Annotated in this window: 16 protein-coding genes; 11 read left to right on the top strand and 5 right to left on the bottom strand. The window is 73.1% G+C overall.

Annotated features, from left to right (window positions below):
• Positions 1–11: 11 nt before the first annotated feature.
• A complete protein-coding gene (locus tag AB0F61_RS01125; protein WP_357801902.1) occupies positions 12–539 on the bottom strand; it encodes a DUF3093 domain-containing protein in 528 nt (175 codons plus the stop codon).
• A 91-nt stretch (positions 540–630) separates the two neighbouring features.
• Here AB0F61_RS01125 and dut point away from each other — a divergent pair, with 91 nt between their 5' ends.
• The 4 genes from dut to AB0F61_RS01145 all read left to right on the top strand — a co-directional run bounded on the left by dut (position 631) and on the right by AB0F61_RS01145 (position 3,059).
• The gene (gene dut / locus AB0F61_RS01130) at positions 631–1,167 is read left to right on the top strand and encodes a dUTP diphosphatase (RefSeq protein ID WP_357801905.1); all 537 of its coding nucleotides are present in this window, start codon (positions 631–633) and stop codon (positions 1,165–1,167) included.
• Between the two features lie 25 nt (positions 1,168–1,192).
• On the top strand, positions 1,193–1,855 hold the full coding sequence (locus tag AB0F61_RS01135) for a DUF3710 domain-containing protein (protein ID WP_357801907.1): 663 nt from the start codon (positions 1,193–1,195) through the stop codon (positions 1,853–1,855).
• A 114-nt stretch (positions 1,856–1,969) separates the two neighbouring features.
• Complete coding sequence (locus AB0F61_RS01140) at positions 1,970–2,350, top strand: OB-fold nucleic acid binding domain-containing protein (RefSeq protein ID WP_357070298.1); 381 nt, start codon at positions 1,970–1,972, stop codon at positions 2,348–2,350.
• A 25-nt stretch (positions 2,351–2,375) separates the two neighbouring features.
• A complete protein-coding gene (locus tag AB0F61_RS01145) occupies positions 2,376–3,059 on the top strand; it encodes a DUF3159 domain-containing protein (protein ID WP_357801910.1) in 684 nt (227 codons plus the stop codon).
• Between the two features lie 40 nt (positions 3,060–3,099).
• Here the strand turns inward: AB0F61_RS01145 and AB0F61_RS01150 are convergent, their stop codons facing one another.
• Together AB0F61_RS01150 and AB0F61_RS01155 are read right to left on the bottom strand one after the other, a co-directional pair.
• Positions 3,100–3,789, bottom strand: coding sequence for a TrkA family potassium uptake protein (locus AB0F61_RS01150; RefSeq protein WP_357558898.1), 690 nt, complete (start codon positions 3,787–3,789; stop codon positions 3,100–3,102).
• A gap of 3 nt (positions 3,790–3,792) precedes the next feature.
• Positions 3,793–4,458 carry a TrkA family potassium uptake protein gene (locus AB0F61_RS01155; RefSeq protein WP_357801913.1) on the bottom strand — a complete coding sequence of 222 codons (666 nt, stop codon included), beginning with the start codon at positions 4,456–4,458 and terminating at the stop codon, positions 3,793–3,795.
• Positions 4,459–4,622: 164 nt separating this feature from the next.
• Here AB0F61_RS01155 and AB0F61_RS01160 point away from each other — a divergent pair, with 164 nt between their 5' ends.
• The 3 genes from AB0F61_RS01160 to dxs all read left to right on the top strand — a co-directional run bounded on the left by AB0F61_RS01160 (position 4,623) and on the right by dxs (position 10,049).
• A complete protein-coding gene (locus AB0F61_RS01160; protein ID WP_357801916.1) occupies positions 4,623–6,701 on the top strand; it encodes an APC family permease in 2,079 nt (692 codons plus the stop codon).
• Positions 6,702–6,744: 43 nt separating this feature from the next.
• A complete protein-coding gene (locus AB0F61_RS01165; protein ID WP_357802100.1) occupies positions 6,745–7,968 on the top strand; it encodes a TRAM domain-containing protein in 1,224 nt (407 codons plus the stop codon).
• 134 nt (positions 7,969–8,102) lie between these two features.
• On the top strand, positions 8,103–10,049 hold the full coding sequence (gene dxs / locus AB0F61_RS01170) for a 1-deoxy-D-xylulose-5-phosphate synthase (protein ID WP_357801919.1): 1,947 nt from the start codon (positions 8,103–8,105) through the stop codon (positions 10,047–10,049).
• A gap of 78 nt (positions 10,050–10,127) precedes the next feature.
• Here dxs and AB0F61_RS01175 read toward each other — a convergent pair whose 3' ends face one another.
• Entirely contained in the window at positions 10,128–11,282 is a 1,155-nt protein-coding gene (locus AB0F61_RS01175) for a hypothetical protein (RefSeq protein WP_357802103.1), read from the bottom strand.
• A gap of 194 nt (positions 11,283–11,476) precedes the next feature.
• On the opposite strand from AB0F61_RS01175, the gene AB0F61_RS01180 reads away from it, so the two are divergent.
• Positions 11,477–13,567 (top strand): hypothetical protein, encoded by a 2,091-nt coding sequence (locus AB0F61_RS01180; RefSeq protein WP_357801922.1) that lies wholly within the window; start codon positions 11,477–11,479, stop codon positions 13,565–13,567.
• Positions 13,567–15,357: a hypothetical protein gene (locus tag AB0F61_RS01185; protein WP_357801924.1), complete on the top strand. Its 1,791-nt coding sequence runs from the start codon at positions 13,567–13,569 to the stop codon at positions 15,355–15,357. Before AB0F61_RS01180 ends, AB0F61_RS01185 begins: the two co-directional genes overlap by 1 nt.
• Here the strand turns inward: AB0F61_RS01185 and AB0F61_RS01190 are convergent, their stop codons facing one another.
• Positions 15,358–17,253 (bottom strand): hypothetical protein, encoded by a 1,896-nt coding sequence (locus tag AB0F61_RS01190; protein WP_357802105.1) that lies wholly within the window; start codon positions 17,251–17,253, stop codon positions 15,358–15,360.
• A 120-nt stretch (positions 17,254–17,373) separates the two neighbouring features.
• Between AB0F61_RS01190 and AB0F61_RS01195 the strand changes: the two genes are divergently transcribed.
• On the top strand, positions 17,374–18,651 hold the full coding sequence (locus tag AB0F61_RS01195) for a PQQ-binding-like beta-propeller repeat protein (protein ID WP_357801926.1): 1,278 nt from the start codon (positions 17,374–17,376) through the stop codon (positions 18,649–18,651).
• Complete coding sequence (locus tag AB0F61_RS01200; RefSeq protein ID WP_357801929.1) at positions 18,648–19,928, top strand: PQQ-binding-like beta-propeller repeat protein; 1,281 nt, start codon at positions 18,648–18,650, stop codon at positions 19,926–19,928. Before AB0F61_RS01195 ends, AB0F61_RS01200 begins: the two co-directional genes overlap by 4 nt.
• The last annotated feature ends 27 nt before the right edge of the window (positions 19,929–19,955 follow it).

Raw genomic sequence — 19,955 nt, forward strand, 5'->3', positions numbered from 1 at the left:
GTGGCGTCGGATCAGCCCGGCTCCTCCGCCGTCGCCCCGGAAACCGCGAGCGCGTCCCGCGCCGTGAGCACCGCCTCGGCCAGCTCGACCGGGTGCCGCGTGCTCACCACCCAGAACGGGGTCGGATCGGCCGGGTCGTCGAGCACCACCTGCACGGCCCCGCCGATCCACGGTCGTTGCACGACGAAGGCGAGCGGGTCCGCGCCGACGCCCAGCACCTCACGGCGACCCGCCGCGTCCAGCGGGACCACGTCGGCCACGAAACGCACCGGCAGGCGGGCGTCGTCCACCCGCAGCTCGGAGTCGGCGACCCCGACCCGGATCCGGCCCAGCCACCACAACCCGGCGGCGGTGAGCGGCAGCAGCACGGCGAACGGCAGCCAGGCGCGGACGCCGGCGGCCCCCATCCAGATCTCGACGGCCAACAGCGCGGCGGCCACCAACCCGGCCAGCCAGAGCCACCAGGGCAGATCCAGCCGTTCGGCGTACGCCGTGCGGGCGTCGACCGGCGGCTGATCGGCGGACGGAGAGGGCGACATGCTCACTCCTGCGAGGGTACGGCGCACGGCGGCTCGGCGAACCGGCAGGATGGCAGGGTCACCCCGCGAACCGGAGGAGAAGAGGGGACCCGTGACCGACGTCGTACCCGTGCCCGTGCAGCTACTCGACTCCGAGCTGCCGATGCCCACGTACGCCCATCCCGGCGACGCCGGGGCCGACCTGGTGGCGGCCGCGGACGTGGAGCTGCCGCCCGGCGGCCGTGCCCTGGTGCCCACGGGCGTTGCCATCGCGCTGCCGGAGGGGTACGTGGGCCTGGTCCATCCCCGGTCCGGTCTGGCGGCCAGGCTCGGCGTGACGGTGCTCAACGCGCCCGGTACGGTCGACGCCGGCTACCGGGGTGAGATCCTGGTCAACCTGATCAACCATGATCGGGATGTGCCGGCGAAGATCTCCCGTGGCGACCGGATCGCGCAGCTCGTGGTCCAACAGGTCGCGCGGGCGCGGTTCGAGCCGGTGGTCGAGCTGTCCGCGTCCCGGCGCGGGACCGGCGGGCACGGGTCCACCGGTGGTCACGCCGGGCTGGTGCCGTCTCCGGCGGGCCAGGACCGGGTCGAGCAGCGGCCAGACGAGCCGGGCCGCGGGCAGACGGAAGAGGTGGCAGGGTGAGTGTGAACAGCGGAGGGCGGGCGCAGTGATCTTCTCCCGAAAGCGGGCCGATGCCGAACGGCACACCCGTGACGAGCGGGCTGTCGAGGTCCCGGACCAGGGCGATGCGGCACCGGCGCTGGTGCGCGGCCCGTACGACATCTCCGAGAGCTACGCCGACGTGCAGCGGCTCGACCTGGGCAGCCTGCACATCCCGGCGATCGCCGAGGTCGAGGTGCGGGTGCAGGCCGACCCGCAGGGCGTGATCCAGCAGGTCGTGCTGGTGCATGGCGACAACGCGCTCCAACTGGGGGTCTTCGCCGCCCCCCGGTCCGAGGGGATCTGGGACGAGGTGCGCGAGGAGATCCGCCAGTCGCTGCTCAACGACGGCGCGAGCGCGCAGGAGGTCGACGGCGAGTACGGCCCGGAGCTGCACGCCCAGGTGCGTACCCCGGACGGCCCGACGAATCTGCGCTTCGTCGGCATCGACGGGCCGCGCTGGATGGTCCGCGGCGTGTTCCAGGGGCCGGTCGCCACCGACCCGGCCGCGGCCGGACCGCTTGTCGAGTGCCTGGACGGCCTGGTGGTCGACCGTGGTCAGGAGGCGAAGCCGGTCCGCGAGCCGCTGCCGCTGCGGCTGCCCCGGGAGATCTCCGACCAGACCGACGCCGAGGCGGGGGACGCCGCCGCCGAGCCGCGCCAGGTCTGACCCGCGTGCACCGGCCCGCCGGAACCAGCCCCGTCGGCGTACGCTGGCGGCACGGTTCCGGCGCCGCCGGGGCCGGCCGGGGACGGCGAGCGTGGAGAGGGTGACGCGGAGGTCATGACGACCGACGAGGGCCGGGTGTCGCTGCGGCGCATCCTGCAACGGTTCACCGCCAGCGAGGCCGAGATCGACGCGCAGGAACTGCGTCGGGAGAGCGCCCAGTGCGGCGGGATCCCCGCCCAGCAGTGCTCGCGGGGCCAACTGGTCTCGGTCGCTGGTCGGCTGCGCACGGTGGTCTACACGCCGCGCACCAACCTGCCCACCCTGGAGGCCGACCTGTACGACGGCACCGACGTGGTCACCCTTGTCTGGTTGGGTCGACGGCACATCGCCGGGATCGAGCCGGGCCGGCACCTGACCGCCCGGGGCCGGGTGGCGGTGCGCGACGACCGCAAGGTCATCTACAACCCCTATTACGAGCTGGACTCGCCGAAGTGACGGCGCTGCGGACGGAAGGCCGGCGATGACGACGGGACAGCACCGGGCGGCGCAGCCGGAGACCGGCCCTCCGGACGAGGAGCCACTGCCGACGATCGCCGAGCAGATGGCCGACCAGCTCGGCGGTTGGCGGGGGTTGGTCGAGTCCAGCATCCCGGTCGTCGTCTTCGTTCTCGCCAATGTCATCGGTGAGCTGCGCCCGGCGGTGATCGCCTCGATCGCGGTCGCGTTGTTGATCGCCGGGTTGCGGCTGGCCCAGCGCCGGCCGATCCGGCACGCCGTCAACGGCCTGTTCGGTGTCGGAATCGGCGCCGCCATCGCCTGGCGCACCGGCGACGAGCGCGACTTCTACCTCCCCGGCATCCTCTACGGCATCGGGTACGGCATCGCCCTGCTGATCTCGGCGGCCGTCCGGCAGCCGCTGGTGGGCTGGATCTGGTCGGTGCTCGTCGCCAAGGGCCGCTCGGAATGGCGGGACGACCCGAAGCTGGTGCGGACCTTCACCCAGCTCACCGTGCTGTGGGGCGTGGTGTGGTTGGCCAAGGTGGGCGTGCAGGCCGGGCTCTACCTGGCTCACCAGGACACCGCGCTGGGCGTGGCCCGGCTGGCGCTGGGCTACCCGCCGTACGCGCTGCTGCTGCTGATCACGGTCTGGACGGTGCGCCGGGTCACCCGGGAGCCGCAGCCGACCCCGCTGCCCGGCGCCTGAAGCAGAGGGCCCGGCAACCCGGGCCGCCCCGCCCGTCCGCTCAGCGCGAGCCGCGGGTCCGCTCGACGCTGTCCGGCCCGAGGATCACCGCACGGACCTGGTCCTCCACCTCGGCGGTGCAGACGAAGACCAACTCGTCGCCGGCCTCGATCGGGTCGTCCGGGCTGGGCACCAGGACTCGCTTGCCACGCAGGATCGCCACCAGCGCGGAGTCGCGGGGCAGCGGCACGGCGTGGATCGGCTGACCGACATAGGGCGCGGTCGGTGGCAGGGTGATCTCGACCAGGTTCGCCTCGCCCTGCCGGAAGGTCATCAGCCGGACCAGGTCGCCGACGGTGACCGCCTCCTCGACCAGGGCGGCCATCACCCGCGGCTTACTCACCGCGACGTCCACCCCCCACTGCTCGGTGAACAGCCACTCGTTCTCGGCCCGGTTGACCCGGGCGACCACGCGAGGCACCGCGAACTCGGTCTTGGCCAGCAGCGACAGCACCAGGTTGGTCTTGTCGTCGCCGGTCGCCGCGACCACCACGTCGCACCCGGCAACGTTTGCCTCCTCCAGGCTGGTCAGCTCGCACGCGTCCGCCAGCACCCACTCGGCGGCCGGCACCCGGTCCGGGCGCAGCATCTTGGGTTGACGTTCGATGAGCATCACCTGGTGGCCGTTGTCGATCAGCTCCTGGGCGATCGAGCGGCCCACGTTGCCCGCGCCCGCGATGGCGACCCGCATGGCTCAGTGCCCCCCTTCCGGCGGCGTCGCCGCCACCGACGTGACAGTCGCCACGATGTCATCGCTGACCAGCATGAACACCTGGTCGCCCTCCTGCACGACGGTAGAGCCGGTAGCCAGCGTGCCGATGCCGAAGCGGATCAGATAGGCCACCCGCGCCCCGGCCGCGTCCTCCAGCGCGCGTACCGGCCGACCGATCCAGTCCTTGTGCACCGGCACCTCGACGATCGACACGGTGCTTGTGGGGTCGCGGAAGATCTCCACGTTGCCCTCCGGCACCAGGTGCCGCAGCATCCGGTCGGCCGTCCAGCGCACTGTCGCCACGGTGGGGATGCCCAGCCGCTCGTAGACCTGCGCCCGGCGCTGGTCGTAGATGCGGGCGGCGACCCGAGACACGCCGAACGTCTCGCGGGCCAGCCGGGCCGAGATGATGTTGGAGTTGTCGCCGCTCGAGACCGCCGCGAAGGCGTCCGCGCGCTCGATGCCGGCCTGGCGCAGCACCTCACCGTCGAAGCCGGCTCCGGTCACCGTGATTCCGGCGAAGTCGGGGCCGAGCCGGCGGAAGGCGTCGGCGTCCTGATCGATCACCGCCACCGAGTGCCCCCGGGACTCCAGGCTGTGGGCGAGGGTCGACCCGACCCGGCCACATCCCATGATCACGACGTGCACGCTGTCCCTCCCAAGGTGCGTACCACTGCGGCTGCCGGTGACCTGACGAGTGCGAGCCTGCCACGTCCCGGTGCGAAGCGGGGACCGACCGTACCCCGTCGTGCCGAACGGCCACGCTCGCCCACCCCCGCGCTCCCACTGTGGTGGTCGTACTCTTGGCGTTCGTGGCCAGTCCCACCTCGCTGCTGAAGCGGCTTCTCCTCGGTCGACCGTTCCGGTCCGACCGACTTCAGCACACCCTCCTGCCCAAGCGCATCGCGCTGCCCGTATTCGCCTCCGACGCCCTGTCCAGCGTCGCGTACGCGCCCGACGAGATCCTGCTCACCCTCTCCATCGCCGGCACCTCGGCGTACTTCTTCTCTCCGTGGATCGCGCTTGCCGTCGTCGTGGTGATGCTCACCGTGGTGGCGAGCTACCGGCAGAACGTGTACGCGTACCCCTCCGGCGGCGGCGACTACGAGGTGGCCACTGTCAACCTGGGTCCGAAGTTCGGAGTCGGGGTGGCCAGCGCGCTGCTTGTTGACTACGTGCTCACGGTGGCGGTGTCCGTCTCGTCCGGGGTGGCCAACCTCGGCTCGGTGGTGCCGTTCGTGGCCACCCACAAGGTCATGATCGCGGTGATCGCGGTGGTCCTGCTGACCGCTGTCAACCTGCGCGGCCTGCGGGAGTCCGGCACCGCGTTCGCCATCCCCACCTACGGCTTCGTCATCGTGATGGGCGGGATGCTGCTCACCGGGCTGTTCCGGGTCTTCGTGCTGGGCGACGACCTGCGGGCGCCCAGCGCCGACCTGGTCATCCAGGCCGAGCACAGTGTGACCGGTTTCGCGCTGGTCTTCCTGCTGCTGCGGACGTTCAGCTCGGGCGCCGCCGCGCTCACCGGCGTCGAGGCGATCTCCAACGGCGTGCCGGCGTTCAAGGCCCCGAAGAGCCGCAACGCCGCGACCACGCTGCTGCTGCTGGGTGCGATAGCGGTGAGCCTGCTGGTCGGGATCATCTGGCTGGCCCGGCTCACCCACCTGCAGTTCGTCGAGGACCCGGCCCTCCAGATCGTGGCCGGCCCGGACGGCTACGTGCAGAAGACGGTCACCACCCAGCTCGGCGAGACGGTCTTCGGCTCCGGGTCGGTCCTGCTCTACGTGGTGGCCGGGATGACCGCGCTCATCCTGTTCCTGGCCGCGAACACCGCGTTCAACGGCTTCCCGGTGCTCGGCTCGATCCTCGCCCAGGACCGCTACCTGCCCCGCCAGTTCCACACCCGGGGTGACCGGCTGGCCTTCTCCAACGGCATCACCTTCCTGGCCCTGTTCGCGATCGTGCTGATCGTCGGCTTCCAGGCCGAGGTGACCCGGCTCATCCAGCTCTACATCGTCGGGGTCTTCGTCTCGTTCACGGTCTCCCAGGCCGGCATGATCCGGCACTGGAACCGGCGCCTGCGCACCGAGCGGGACCCGGAGGCGCGGCGCCGGATGCACCGATCCCGGGCCATCAACACGTTCGGCATGGGCCTGACCGGCACGGTGCTGGTGATCGTGCTGATCACCAAGTTCCTGCTCGGGGCCTGGATCGCGATCGCCGCCATGGCGGTGATCTACCTGCTGATGCTCGCCATCCGCCGACACTACGACCGGGTGGCGGCCGAGCTGACCCCGCCGGACGAGGGCCGAGCCGTGCTGCCCGCCCGCAACCACGCGATCGTGCTGGTCAGCAAACTGCACCAGCCGACGCTGCGGGCCATCGCCTACGCCCGAGCCACCCGACCGGACACGCTCACCGCCGTGACCGTCAACGTGGACGACCAGGACACCCGGGAGCTGCAGGCCGACTGGGAGCGGCGGGAGATGGCCATTCCGCTCACGGTGATCGACTCGCCGTACCGGGAGATCACCCGGCCGATCCTTGACTTCGTCGCGTCCACCCGCCGTAAGTCACCCCGGGACGTGGTCACCGTCTTCATCCCCGAGTACGTGGTGGGGCGCTGGTGGGAGAACCTGCTGCACAACCAGAGCGCGCTGCGCCTCAAGGGCCGGCTGCTCTTCGAACCGGGGGTGATGGTGGTCAGCGTGCCGTGGCAGCTCGCGTCGACGGCGAGCAAGAACCTGGACCGGCTGGACGCGACGCTGTCCCGGACCCCGGCGCGTGGGCCGCGCGGCACCCTGCCGCCGGAGGGCCTGCCGGTCGCCTCCACCCCGGCGCCCGAGAGCCGCCCGATCGACGGCGGCCCGGTCGGGACCGGCCGTGACTGAGCGCGACGTGCGCCCGGCCGCGACCTCCGCGTCGCCGCCGTCGCTGCCCGAGCGTGGGCTGGCCGAGGCGGAACGGGTGGAGCTGACAGTCGACGCGGTCGCCCCCGGCGGGCACTGCGTGGCACGGGTGGACGGGCAGGTGGTCTTCGTCCGGCACACGCTGCCCGGTGAACGGGTCATCGCCGAGGTCACCGAGGTGCACCGGGGGTTCGTCCGGGCCGACGCGGTGACCGTGCTGGACGCCTCACCGGACCGGGTCGAGCCGCCCTGCCCGTACGCGAAGCCAGGTGCGTGCGGTGGCTGCGACCTGCAACACGTCGCCCCGGAGGCGCAACTGGCCTGGAAGACGGCAGTGGTGCGCGAGCAGCTCGTCCGCCTGGGCGGGCTGACCGACGTCGAGCTGGACCAGCTCGGCGTCCGGGTCGAGGCGCTGCCCGGCGGGCTGCTCGGCTGGCGTTCCCGGGTCCGCTACGCCGTGGACGCCACGGACCGGGCCGGCCTGCTCAAGCACCGTTCGCACGAGGTGGTGCCGATCGACCGTTGCCGGATCGCCCACCCGGCCATCCAGGAGCTGCCGGTGCTCACCGAACGCTGGCCGGCCGCCGAGGCGGTCGAGACCGTCGCCAGCACCGGCGGGGACGTGACCGTCACCGAGATCCGCGACGGGGTGCCCACCCCGGTGAGTGGCCCGACCGAGGTCCGTGAGGTGGCCGCCGGACGGGACTGGGCGCTGCCCGCGTCCGGGTTCTGGCAGGTGCACCCGGCCGCGGCGGACACCCTCTGCACGGCGGTGCTGGACCTGCTCGACCCGCAGCCGGGCGAGACCGCGTGGGACCTCTACGGCGGCGCGGGGCTGTTCGCCGCGGCCCTCGCCGGCCGGGTCGGCGACGCCCGGGTCACCCTTGTCGAAGCGAGCCGGGACGGGGTGGACGCGGCCCGGGTCAACCTGGCCGACCTGCCCCGGATCGAGGTGGTCGCCGCCCGGGTGGAGACCGCGCTGACCCGCCGACGGATCACCGGCCCGGTCGACGTGGTGGTGCTCGACCCGCCGCGCTCCGGCGCGGGCGCCCAGGTGGTGCGGGACATCGTCGCCGCTGGCCCGCGGGCGGTCGCGTACGTGGCCTGCGACCCGGCGGCCTTCGCCCGGGACGTCCGCACCTTCACCGAGCTGGGTTGGCGGCTGGCGGCGCTGCGGGCCTTCGACCTGTTCCCGATGACGCAGCACGTGGAGCAGGTCGGGCTGCTGCTGCCCCCGGCCGAGCGGTGACCGGAGATTTTCGTACCCCGGCCCTCCGGCGGTGGGCTCGGATCCGGCTCTGACCAGGCGCTCAGCCGGCCCGCGCGGCCCGGGCGACTCGGCCCGGGCTGCGGAGTGCCGGGCGGCCGATAGACTCTCCGGTCATGAGTGTTGAAGAGGACACGGCCAACCACGGCCGGTTGCTGAGGACGGTCCGCGGTCCGCAGGACGTCAAGCGGATGTCGGGTGAGGAACTGGACGTCCTCGCCGCCGAGATCCGGGACTTCCTGATCGCCAAGGTCTCTCGCACCGGCGGGCACGTCGGGCCCAACCTCGGTGTGGTCGAGCTGACGCTGGCCATGCATCGCGTCTTCGACTCCCCCCGCGACCGGCTCCTGTTCGACACCGGTCACCAGTCGTACGTGCACAAGATCCTCACCGGGCGCCAGGACGGCTTCGACAAGCTCCGCCAGCGCGGTGGCCTCTCCGGCTACCCCAGCCAGGCGGAGAGCGAGCACGACCTCATCGAGAACTCGCACGCCTCGACCGCGCTCTCCTACGCCGACGGCCTGGCCAAGGCGTACGCCCTGCGGGGTGAGGCCCGCAGCGTCGTGGCCGTGGTCGGCGACGGCGCGCTGACCGGCGGCATGTGCTGGGAGGCGCTCAACAACATCGCCACCGCCGGCAACTCCCTGGTCATCGTGGTCAACGACAACGGCCGGTCCTACTCGCCGACCATCGGCGGGCTGGCCGACCACCTCTCCTCGCTGCGGCTCAACCCCGGCTACGAGAAGGTCCTCGACACCGTCAAGGACGCCCTCGGCTCCACGCCACTGGTCGGCAAGCCGATGTACGAGGTGCTGCACGCGGTCAAGAAGGGCATCAAGGACGCGGTCGCCCCGCAGGCCATGTTCGAGGACCTCGGCATCAAGTACGTGGGCCCGGTGGACGGGCACGACGTCACGGCGGTCGAGGCGGCGCTGCGCGCGGCGAAGAACTTCGGCGGCCCGGTGATCGTGCACGCGGTCACCCGCAAGGGCTACGGCTACCGCCCGGCCGAGGAGGACGAGGCGGACTGCCTGCACGGCCCCGGCAGCGCCTTCGACGTGGAGACCGGCGCGCTGCTGGCCGCCCCGTCGGTGAAGTGGACGCACGTCTTCGCCGACGAGCTGCTGGCCATCGCCGACGAGCGCCCGGACGTGGTGGGCATCACCGCCGCGATGGCCGAGCCGACCGGCATCGCCAAGCTGGCCCGCAAGTACCCCGAGCGGGTGTACGACGTGGGCATCGCCGAGCAGCACGCCGCCACCTCGGCGGCCGGGTTGGCGCTCGGCGGTCTGCACCCGGTGGTCGCCGTCTACGCCACCTTCCTCAACCGCGCCTTCGACCAGGTCCTGCTGGACGTGGCGATGCACAAGCTGCCCGTGACCTTCGTGCTGGACCGGGCGGGCATCACCGGCCCGGACGGCCCCAGCCACTACGGCATCTGGGACATGTCCGTCTTCGGGGTGGTGCCCGGCCTGCGGATCGCCGCTCCCCGGGACGCCGCCACGCTGCGCGAGGAGCTGCGTGAGGCGCTCGCCGTCGACGACGGCCCGACAGTGGTGCGCTTCCCGACCGGCGCGGTCGCCGCGGACCTGCCGGCGCTGCGCCGGGTCGGCCCGGTGGACGTGCTGGCCGAGTCGGCGCGTACCGACGTGCTGCTGGTCGCCGTCGGCTCCTTCGGCCAGTTGGGCATGGAGGTCGCCGCCCGGGTCGCCGAGCAGGGCTACGGGGTCACCGTCGTCGACCCCCGCTGGGTGCGCCCGGTTCCGGCGGAGCTTGTCGACCTGGCCGCCCGCCACCGACTCGTGGTAAGCGTCGAGGACGGTGTCCGGGTCGGCGGGGTGGGCGACGCGCTCGGCCAGGCGATGCGCGACGCCGACGTCCGGGTGCCGCTCAAGGACCTGGGCGTACCGGCCGACTGGCACCCGCACGGCACGCGCGCGCAGATCCTCGCCGACCTGGGCCTGACCGCCCAGGACGTGGCCCGCGACGTCACCGGCTGGATCTCCGGCCTGGACGCCACCCCGGACCGCCTGACAGCCAGCGACGCGGCTGCGCAGAACTGACCAACCGGCGACACGACGACGGCGGGCGGCCCTGGGAGGGGCCGCCCGCCGTCGCGCATCCGGACCGCGCGGTGCCGACTAGCGCGGCTTCACCGAGCGGTAGTGGGTCTTGTCGGAGTTGGCGAGGCTGTACGTCTGGGAGCGGGACGGGCTGGGGATGACCGCCAGCCCGGGGCGCTCGACAAGCAGCGGAGTGCCCGGGGGGACGGACAGGGAGCTGTCCCGGGTGGCCCGCCAGCTGAGCACCACCAGCGGCTGACCGGGCACGGGCAGTTGGTACGCCTGCAACGGGGTGGCCCGGTCCGCGGGCGAGACGACTGGTGCGCCGCCGTCGGCCGGTCGGTAGACCACAGCGGTCATCGCGCCGGCGTCGGTGTCCCAGCTCAGTTGCTGCAACTCCGCCGCCGCGCCGCCGCCGAGGGCGACCTCGCCGAGCGAGCGGACAGTGAGTTTCGCCATCGGCCAGGACGTCGGCACCGAGCGCGGCGCGTCCCGGTCGCCGATCCGGCGCGGGATGCTGCCGAACGGACCCCGGTCGCCGGCCAGCACACAGGTGTCCAGGCCGGCCAGCGCCCGCCGTCCCGTGCCGGACTCGTCCCGCACCAGGGGATAGCGCGGATCGACGGTGCCGGTGCCCAGGTCGAGCAGCCGGTCGGCGGCCCGCCCACGGGGCAACGACTCGGTGGTTCGGAGCGTCGCGGTCACGGCGACAGCCGTGCAGGCCGGCACGTCGACAGGTGCGCTGAGGCCGTCCGCGATTGTCAACGTCCGATCCTGCGGCCCGACGAGGGTCTGCACCCGAGCGGAGATCAGGTAGCGCCGGCCGCCGGGGGTTTGCACCGGCAGCACGTCGGAGTAGACGAGGTAACCCGGGTCGGTGTACTCGGTGGCGCGGGTGACCGCGTACCGGGCGCCGTCGCGGGTGAGTTGCAGCAGCCAGGAGGCGCTCTCGCCGGGCACGTCGGCGGCCACGATCGCCATCGGCACGCCGTCGACCCGGCCGGAGAAGAGGATGCCGGACGTGGGCAGGTGCGCCCGGTCATCGGCCGGCGACCGCCAGTCACGAACCGCGTCGGTGACCGCTGCCGTCGACGTTGCGTCCCCCGAGAGGTCGCCGCGCGGCGGCCACACCGCGAGCGTCCCGTCCAGGCTGTCGTACCCGACCCGCAGGTCCTGCGGTTTCCGATCGGCGACCGGGCCGCATGCCGTGCTGGCCAGCAGCGCACTCAGCAGGACGGCGAGCGCCCCGCCGTACCGACGGCCTGGAGTCACCTGGCCCGCCCCCGATCGCCTCGCCGTCGCTGTCGGAAAGCGCCATAGTACGAGATGTCCGATGCCGGACCTCAGGTGGTCGTCGTCCGACCAGCCACAGTGGACGTCACCGGGGCTTTAGGGCGTTTTCGTTGCTCCGGTAGACTCCGCCGACTGTGACGCCTGCCGAGTCCCGCGCCCTGCCCGCGCCGCGCCCGGAGTCGGCAGCCGGCTCCGACGAGATGGTGAGCTATCGCACTCCGGCTGGCCTCTTCGTCGGCCCCGCCGCGTTGACCAGCACCTCCACCGCGCCGGCCGAGGCCCCGCGCCAGTCCGGCCCCACCCTCACCGCCCCGGCCGAGACCGCTGCGCCGGCTCCGGCCGAGACCGCTCCGGCTGAGACTGCTCCGGCTGAGACTGCTCCCGCCGAGACGGCTCCGGCCGAGACGGCTGCGCCGGCCCAGACCGAGGCGCCGGCCGAGTCCGCGGAGAGCGCGGCGGCCGTACCGTCGCGGGCGTGGTGGCGTCGGTGGACGCGGCGGCGGCAGCACCTGGCGGTGGGCGGGCTGTTCCTGCTCGCCGCGCTCTGGGTGACCAGCCGGATCTGGCTCGACCCGTCCGGTCGGGTGGCGTCGCTCTACACCGGTGACCCGGCCCAGGTGCAGTTCTTCCTCGCCCACTCGGTACGCGTGGTGCTGCACGGCGAGTACCCGTTCTACACCGAGCAGTTCAACTACCCCGACGGCGTCAACCTGATGGCCAACACGGCAGTGCTGGCGCTGGGCATCCCGATGGTCCCGGTGACGCTGCTGTTCGGGCCGGCGGTCTCCTTCGTGGTGCTGGTGACGCTCGGCCTCGCCGGCACCGCCATGGCCTGGTACCTCATGCTCTCCCGGCACCTGGTGCGCACCCCGCTCGCGGCGGCGGCCGGCGGCTGGTTCTGCGGCTTCTCGCCCGCCATGCTCTCGCACGCCAGTTGGCACCCCAACATCATCAGCCAGTTCCTGCTGCCGTTCATCGTCTGGCGGGTGCTGGTGCTCACCCGGTCGACCCGGCCGGTCCGCGACGGCGCGCTGCTCGCCCTGCTGGTCGCCGTGCAGGCGTTCATCAACGAGGAGATCCTGCTCTTCACGGCGCTGGCCTGCGGCGTCTTCCTGCTGGCGGTGCTCGTGCAGGAGCCGGCCCGCTGGCGGGCCGCGTGGCGGCCCCTGGGCGCCGGTGTGGTGACCTGCGCGGTGCTGGCCGGGGCGCTGCTGGCGTACCCCCTGTACGTGCAGTTCGCCGGGCCGATGGCCTACCACGGGCTCAGCGACGCGGTGAAGGACTACGGCAACGACATCGCCGCCTTCTTCGCGCCGGGCTCGCCCACCCTCGGCGGCAACCAGCGGGCCAACATCAATCTCGCGCCGAACTACTCCGAGGAGAACGCCTTCTTCGGCTGGAGCCTGTCGCTGATCGCCATCGGCATCGTGGTCTGGCTGCGCCGGGAGCTGATCGTCCGGGCGCTCGCGGCGACGGGCCTGCTCTTCGCCGTGCTCTCCCTCGGCGAGCGGGTCTCCTGGTGGGATCGGGAGCTGGTCACCGGGCCGTGGCAGGTGCTTGTCCACCTGCCGCTGCTGGACGCGGTGGTGCCGACCCGGTTCGGTCTGATCACCAGCGTGGTGGTCGGTCTGCTGCTCGCGCTCGCCGTCGAACGGGCCTGGGCGTTGCGGCCGGCCGAGCAACGTACCGTGCGGACGCTCACCGCGGCGGGCCTGGCGTTCGCCCTGCTGCCGATCGCCCCGATGCCGCTGCGGATGGTCTCCCGGCCGCCGGTGCCGGACTTCATCACCGCCGACCGTTGGCGGGCGTACGTCGGGCCCGACCAGACGCTGGTGCCGATCCCGGTGCCCAGCATGGGCAACACGCACGGTATGCGCTGGGCGGCTGCCACCAACCTCGACTTCAAGATCCCCGGCGGCTACTTCCTCGCCCCGAGAAACGGCAACACCGGTGACGCCGGCCGGTTCGGCGGCCGACCCAGCGGGGTGGGCCAGATGCTGGAGGAGGTGGCGACCACCGGCCGTACGCCGAAGCTCGACGACCGGCAGCGCCGTCGGTTCGCCGACGAGCTGCGGCACTGGCGGGCGGCGATCCTCGTGCTGCCGTTGCGGCAGCAGAACGCCGAGCCGCTGCGACGGACGGTCGAGGAGCTTGTCGGTCCGGGCCGCCAGGAGCTGGACGTCTGGGTCTGGGACGTCCGGGCGCTCACCGACCGTTCGGTCTGATGACCACCGGGACGACGTCGGAGACCACGTCGCCCCCGGCGGCGGCCGGCGCGCCCCGGCCGGCCCGGCTCCGGGACCTGCTGGTGGTGGCCGGCTACCTGGGCCTGGCCGTGCTGCTGACCAGCGCGCAGTGGGGGCGCCCGTGGTCGCTGTTCCACCAGGCGGGTGACCAGATCCTCTTCGAGTGGATGCTGGCCAACGCGGCGGACGCCGTGGTCGCGGGGGAGAACCCGCTGCACAGCGCCGCGTTGAACGCGCCCGACGGGGTCAACCTGATGGCGAACACGTCGGTGCTCGGCCTGGGCGTTCCGCTGACCCCGGTCACAGTGCTCTTCGGGTCACAGGTGGCGTTCTGCGTGGCGGTCGTCTGCTGCCTGGCCGGCACGGCAGCCGCCTGGTACGCGCTGCTGCGCCGCCGGCTGGTCACCAGCCGGTCCGCAGCCGCGGTCGGCGGGCTGATCTGCGGCTTCGCCCCGGGCATGATCGCCCAGGCGAGCGCCCACCTGCACATCGCCGCGCAGTTCCTGGTGCCCGCGATCCTCGCCCTGCTGTTCCGGCCCGCCTCGGCCGCGGTGCACCGGCCCGGCGACGCGTGGTGGTCCGGCCTCGGCCTCGGCCTGCTGCTCGTCTGGCAGGTCTTCATCGGTGAGGAGGTGCTCGTCTTCCTCGCGCTCGCGGTCGGGGTGTTCGCGGTGGGCTACGCGCTCGCCGACTCCGACGCCGCCCGACGGCTCGCACCGGCCCTCTTCGGCCGGCTCGCGGTGGCGGCCGGGGTGGCGGCGGCGCTGCTGGCGTACCCGCTGTGGTTCCAGTTCCACGGCCCGCAGCACTACTCGGGAATGGCGTTCGACACGCACGGCTTCCAGTTGGACGCCGCGTCGTTCACCGCGTCGGCCCGGCAGACCGTCCTCGGCGACGACTGGCTGCCGGGGTTGCTGTCACCGAACCCGACCGAGGAGAACTCGTTCTTCGGCCCGGGACTGTTGGTGCTCGCCGTGGTGATCGTGATCTGGCAGTGGCGACGACCACTGGTCCGGGCGCTCGGCGGTTGCGGCGTGGTCTTCGCCCTGCTCTCGCTCGGCACCGAGGTACGGGTGGACGGCGCCGCCACCGGCATCCCCGGGCCGTACCGGCTGGTCGCCGGGCTGCCGCTGCTGGACCTCGCCGTGCCGGCCCGGTTCGCGCTGATCTGCGTACCGGTGCTTGGTGTGCTGGTGGCGCTCTCTCTGGACCGGGTCCGCACCGCGCGCGGGCCGGGCCTGCCGGTCCGGTTGTTGTGGGCCGGCGCGGTCGCCGCCGCGTTGCTGCCCCTGGTCCCGACGCCGATCCGGGTGGTGCCGGTCGCGCCGGTGCCGGCCTTCGTCGCCGACGGCGGCTGGCGTGCGCTGGTGCCCCCCGGCCGCACAGTGGTCGCGGTGCCCCCGGTCACCGGTGCCGGACGCAGCGCGGTGATGCTCTGGTCGGCCCGTACCGGTCTGGCGTTCCCGGCGCCGGGCGGTTACTTCATCGGCCCCAGCGGCCCGGACGACCCGGCGGCCCGCTGGGGCGCACCGGACCGGCCCACGTCCGTGCTGTTGCGCCGGGTGGCCGAGACCGGCATGGTGCCGGTGCTCACCGACGCCGACCGCCGCCAGGCCGTCGACGACCTGCGGCACTGGCGTGCCGCGGTGGTCGTCCTGGGCCTGCTGGAGCACGGTGACCCGGTCCGCCGGACCGTCGACGACCTGCTCGGGCCGGGCCGACCGGTGGACGGCGGGTGGCTGTGGGACGTCCGGGGCCAGGTCGGCTGATCAACCCACCAGGGCGCGGACGTCCCAGACCCACACGTCGTCGACCCGCTGCGGCGGCCCGATCAGGCCGGTGACCAGCTCGCGCAGCACCGCCTCGCGCGGGTGTGCCCCGAGCACCACCACCGACGCCCGCCAGAACCGCAGGTCCTCGACGGCCTGGCGGCGGTTCTCGTCGGTGAGCACCGGGACCGCGCCCTTGTCCATGGTGGAGTAGATGAGGCTGCTGGTGGGCCGGTTCGGCGCGCCGAAGACCCCCTCGCCCAGCTCGTTCGGGCCGATGAAGTAACCGCCGGGGACGGGGAACTCCTGCCCGGTCAGGGCACTCCAGCGCAGTGTCGGCAGACCGTGCACGTTGCTCGGGATCGGCACCGGCACCAGGGTCCGGCCCGCCGGCACGTACGGTCGCCAGCCACCCGCGGTGATGAAGTGCGGTGGCGGGTCGATCTGCTGGGCGGGCAGCGGCCGGGGCAGCAGCGGCAGCACGGCGAGGGTGACCGCCGCGTACCCCACCGGGCGCAGCCACCGGCGGCGCGCCACGACCGGCGCGGGTGCGCCCGGCTCGTCGGACGTCGCCGGGGTCGGCTCGTCGACGCGCTGGGCGGGCACCCGCGCGAGGCCGGCCACCGCGCGCCCCTGGCGGTGCGCGGCGTCCCAGGTCAACGCGAGCAGTACGCCCACCGCGGCGGCGACCACGAGCGTCAACCGGGTCGGCATCATCATCTCGACAAGCGGCAGGTCGTCCGGTATGTACGACCACGGGCCGCGCACCGCGGTCTCGACCCCGTCGAAACGAACCATCGGCCCGATCGCGGCCACGGTGAACACCACGATCAGCACCGCGACGATCCGCGTGGCAAGCGACCGGCGCACGAGCAGCACCAGAGACACGAGCGAGAGCAGCACCAGCGGCCAGCCGAACCAGGTGTTCTGCTCGGTCAGCCCGATCGTCTGCTCCACCGCCGGGTCACCGGCCCAGGTGTCCCGGGCGAAGGTGACGAAGGCCATCAGGTCCTCGCCCCAGTTGTGGAAGACACCACCCTGCAGGCCCCGGTAGGACTGCGGGCCGTTGAACTGGAACCAGATCGGATACGCGGCGAGCACCAGGGTCAGCCCGCCGGCGACACCGAGCCCGGCCACGAACGTGCCGGCGGCGGCCCAGGCGGCCCGCGGGCGCTGCACGGCGTACGCCAGCACGACGACCAGGCAGGCCAGCGCGGTGAGCAGCAGCATCTCCTCGTTGATGAAGATCTGGTACGTCACCAGCGCGCCGAGCACCAGCCCGTTGCGTCGCCACCGGCCCGGCTCACCGAGGCGCAGCACCCGCACCACGATCAGCGGCAGGAGGAAGTTGGACACGAAGTTGGGCTGACCGTTGGCGTGGTGGATGATCCCCGGCGCGAAGCCGAGGAACGCGCCGCCGACGAAGGCCGCCGCGCGGGAGCGCACCAGGTGGCGGGAGAGCATCCAGTACCCGGTGCCGGCGGTGGCCGCAAGCGCCGCACCCAGATAGAGCGCGTACATCACCTGGGGGCCGAGCAGCAGGGTCAGCGGGGCCAGCGGCAGGGTCACCCCGAGCAGCGAGGTGTTGGCGATCATGTTCACCCCGTCCGGGGCGTTCTGCCGCTCGGTGAAGAGCGGGTTCTCCAGGTGCCGCACCGAGTACGCGCCGTGCGCGAACAACCACTCGAACCAGCTGTGGTCGGTGGGCAGGTGCGAGGAGACCCGGCCGGTGACGTCACCCCAGTAGTTGAGGCAGACGAAGATGCCGAGCAGCACATAGGCTCCGAGGGCCAACAGGTCGGCTCGGGCCGGGCGGCGTCGAGGCCGCCGTGTCGGCTCGACCTCGGCCGGGTCGGCATCGGTAACGGGATTCAGCGAAGGGTCTACCACCGGCACAGCCACGACGCGCCATCGTACAGGCGCGGGTCCGTCGCTTTTGCCGGGCCGGTGCGCTCACGGTCGGTTTGCCGGACATCACCTCGGCGGCAACATGGCGCGATCACGGAAGGACGGTCGTTGTCGATCATCGAGTTGGGTGAGATCCGGGACGAGCCCGCGTCGTCGCCCGCGGTCCGCACCCCGCGCGCCGTTGGCCGCCCGTTGCGCAGCGCCGCCGTGCTGCTGCTCGCCCTGGTGCTGCTGGCCGGCGCGACACCGCCGCCGGAACGGACGATGAGCGCCGTGCCGGCGTCGCCCGCCTCCACCGCCTACCTTGCCCCGGACACCGTCCTCGTGTTCGACCCGCCGACACCCGACCAGGACCGGTACCTGACCGCGTACGCCCAGCCGGCACCGGGCGACGCCGGTCTGCGGCCGCGGTGGCGGGCACCGCTGCCCGGTCAGGGCGACTACCTCGGCGTCCGGGTCGAGCGGGGGCTGGTGCTGGCCATGGGTGTCGAAGCCGGGGACGGGGTGTTCGAGACCACCGCCTTCGATGCCGTGACGGGCCAGCAGCGGTGGCGGCATCCGGGGACCCCCGTGCCGATCGCCGACGGCGGGCTGCTGCTGACTGACGTCCGACAGAGCGCCACGGACGGGATGAGTCGGCTCGATCCCGAGACCGGTCGGGTGCTCTGGTCGGTGTCACTGCTGTCGCCGACCGGCCCGAGCTTCCACCTGACCGACGGTCGGATCGACAGGTTCGTGCTGGTGCAGCCGACCGGCGAGGTGCAGGTGCACGACGCCATCACCGGTCGCCTGCTGCACAGCCTGGACACGCTGCCCGGCGACCGGAAGGCCGTGCAGCGGGTGCAGGTCGCCGGGGATCTGCTGGTGGTGATCCCCGCCGACGACGGCCCGGTGGTGGGCTACGGGCTGGCCGGGCTGGAGCCCCGGTGGACGGCCCAGGTGTCTCTGGTGTCCTTCGTGGCCGGTTGCGGCGACCTGCTCTGCGCGTCGCTGCAGGACGGTAGCCTCCGGGTCCTCGATCCGGCCACCGGCGTGGTGCGCTGGTCGGGGCCGGTAGAGGAACTGCTTGTCGACGTTCGCGGCGACCGGCTGCTGATGGGCGGGCCCGGCCACCAGTACGTGGCGCGCGACGCGGCGACCGGGCGGACGCGGACCGAGCTGGGCGACTGGGACCTGGTGCCGGCGCTCCGGCCGGACGATCCGCTGGTCGGGCTGCGGCGCGGGGACGACGGCCGGATGGTCGTCGCCGAACTGGACCTGGCGGCCGACCGGGCCCGGATCCTGGACGCGCTGCCGGACGTCGCCGGGAGTTGCCAGGCGTCCCTGCCGGTCCTGCTCTGCCAGCGCCTCGACGGCTCGGCCACCCTGTGGCGGTTGCGACGGTGAGCGGCCCGGTGATCGACCTCGGCGAACTCCGGCACGGCCCGGATCCGCAGCCGCTGCCCCGACCACCCCGCGCCAACGGCCGGCCGCTGCGCGGCGCGTTGGTCCTGCTGCTCGTGCTTGTCACCCTCGCCGCCGCCGCGCCGCCGTCGCCGGGGCGGGCCGTGGTGACACTGCCCGCCCAGGCGGGCGCCGACGTGCTTGTCGACGACGACCTGGCCCTGGTGATCAACCCGGTCACCGTCCAGGCGCCGCAGTGGCGGCTGGCCGCCTTCCGACTGTCCGACGGCGAACCGGTCTGGGACACTCCGCTGCCCGGGCAGGCCGGCTTCTGGGGAATCCGGCCGAGGGAGGGCCTGCTGCTGGTCACCGGGTACGAGATGGGCGCGGACGCGCGGGACACCCTCACCGTGGCGCTGGACCGCGCGACCGGGGCGTACCGCTGGCAGCAGCCGGGCATCTCCGTCGAGCTGACCGACGGCAACCTGCTGCTGCGGTCCGGCGGCGGGGACCAGCCGGTCAGCCTGCGCGCGGTCGACCCCTGCTGCGGCACGGTGCGCTGGCAGTTGACCACCCCGACCGGCGTCGACGCGCAGCCCGTCGGGGAGAAGGCGGACCGGGTGGTGCTCACCGACCTGGGCGGGCCGGTCGAGGTACGCGACGCGCTGACCGGCACGGTGCTGGCCCGCGCCGACCTGCGCGCACCCGACGGTGGGCCACTCAAGTCCGTGCAGGTGGCCGGTGGCCTGCTGGTGACCATCGAGGCACAACAGAATGCGATCACCGCGTACGGGCTGGACCGGCTGGACCGGCGCTGGAGCACCCCGACCGCCGAGATCGACTTCATGCACGACTGCGGCGCCTTGCTGTGTGTGCGCACCCGCTCCGCCGGGCTCTGGGCGGTCGATGCCGCGACCGGCGAGGTGCGCTGGCGCAGCGACCGCTGGGCGTGGGCCTGGCCGTCCGGCGGCCAGTTGATGGCAAACGTGAGCAGCAACGAACCGTTGGGGAGGTACGTCGTCGTCGATGCGTGGACCGGTCAGGAGGTGGCCGACCTGGGCCGGTGGGAGCTGTACCAGTTCGACAGCGGTGGCCGGCTGCTCGGCGTCCGCCCGCAGCCCGACGGCGGGGTGCTGGTCGGGGAGTTGGACGTCCGCGCCAGAAAGACGCGCATCGTGGACCTGCTGCCGGAGGCCACCGGGCAGTGCCAGGCGATCGTGGGCCACCTGCTGTGCGCGGGCACGGGCGGCTCGTACCGGATCTGGCGGTTGCGCGACTGACCACCGGTCGGCCCGGGCGAACGGCGA

The organism is Micromonospora sp. NPDC023888, assembly GCF_040639415.1.
Classification (GTDB): Bacteria; Actinomycetota; Actinomycetes; order Mycobacteriales; family Micromonosporaceae; genus Micromonospora.

Coding starts and splice junctions, on each gene's coding strand:
- AB0F61_RS01125 (WP_357801902.1), bottom strand. CDS start 539: ATGTCGCCCTCTCCGTCCGCCGATCAGCCGCCGGTCGACGCCCGCACG.
- AB0F61_RS01140 (WP_357070298.1), top strand. CDS start 1,970: ATGACGACCGACGAGGGCCGGGTGTCGCTGCGGCGCATCCTGCAACGG.
- AB0F61_RS01145 (WP_357801910.1), top strand. CDS start 2,376: ATGACGACGGGACAGCACCGGGCGGCGCAGCCGGAGACCGGCCCTCCG.
- AB0F61_RS01150 (WP_357558898.1), bottom strand. CDS start 3,789: ATGCGGGTCGCCATCGCGGGCGCGGGCAACGTGGGCCGCTCGATCGCC.
- dxs (WP_357801919.1), top strand. CDS start 8,103: ATGAGTGTTGAAGAGGACACGGCCAACCACGGCCGGTTGCTGAGGACG.
- AB0F61_RS01185 (WP_357801924.1), top strand. CDS start 13,567: ATGACCACCGGGACGACGTCGGAGACCACGTCGCCCCCGGCGGCGGCC.